The organism is Citrobacter sp. Cu233 (genome assembly GCF_030332225.1).
In the GTDB taxonomy this organism is placed as follows: Bacteria; Pseudomonadota; Gammaproteobacteria; order Enterobacterales; family Enterobacteriaceae; genus Citrobacter.
Genome location: NZ_JAOWIF010000012.1, coordinates 1 through 257, shown reverse-complemented (window position 1 = coordinate 257; position 257 = coordinate 1). Strand labels below are relative to the sequence as shown.

The 257-nt window shown below is 53.3% G+C and carries 1 tRNA gene; it reads right to left on the bottom strand.

Going from position 1 to position 257, the window contains the following annotated elements:
• A tRNA-Ala gene (locus OGX95_RS00050) sits at positions 1-76 on the bottom strand.
• Between the last annotated feature and the right edge of the window lie 181 nt (positions 77-257).

Below are 257 nucleotides of genomic sequence, written 5' to 3'. Positions count from 1 at the left end.
TGGTGGAGCTATGCGGGATCGAACCGCAGACCTCCTGCGTGCAAAGCAGGCGCTCTCCCAGCTGAGCTATAGCCCCATCGTAGTTATCTCATTCACCTTAATTTTTGTTGAAGCAAGGCGTGGTGACACGAAGCATACTGAAGTATGTGAGTGTCGCCGCAACGCAGCATCAGCAAAAATTTGGTAGGCCTGAGTGGACTTGAACCACCGACCTCACCCTTATCAGGGGTGCGCTCTAACCACCTGAGCTACAAGCC